Genomic DNA, 304 nt, shown 5'->3' on the forward strand with positions numbered 1-304 from the left:
AATGCATATAATTTACGGCTGAAATTCGTGAAAGTGAGAAAAAGTAGTATTTTTAAAACGCATTTGGTAAAGCGGAAAAAATCGCGCAGCAAAAACCGCCGCAAATCATATGCAAAACAGTTGTAAGTAATGCGGAAAAACCCAGAAACCGAATGAAAAAAACAATATTCGAAATTACCAAAATGGACTGTCCTTCAGAGGAAAATCTTATCCGAATGAAATTGGACGGAATTTCAAGCATTGCGAATTTGGACTTTGATATTCCGAATCGAAAATTGACCGTTTTTCACAGCGGAGAAATTGA

1 pseudogene is annotated in these 304 nt (G+C 35.9%); it reads left to right on the plus strand.

Annotated features, from left to right (window positions below):
- Positions 1 to 152: 152 nt before the first annotated feature.
- Positions 153 to 304 (plus strand): annotated as a pseudogene (locus RT250_RS13590) (cation transporter); the annotation flags it as partial.

Origin of the sequence: Aequorivita sediminis (genome assembly GCF_032080575.2) — a bacterium.
GTDB lineage: Bacteria > Bacteroidota > Bacteroidia > Flavobacteriales > Flavobacteriaceae > Aequorivita > Aequorivita sediminis.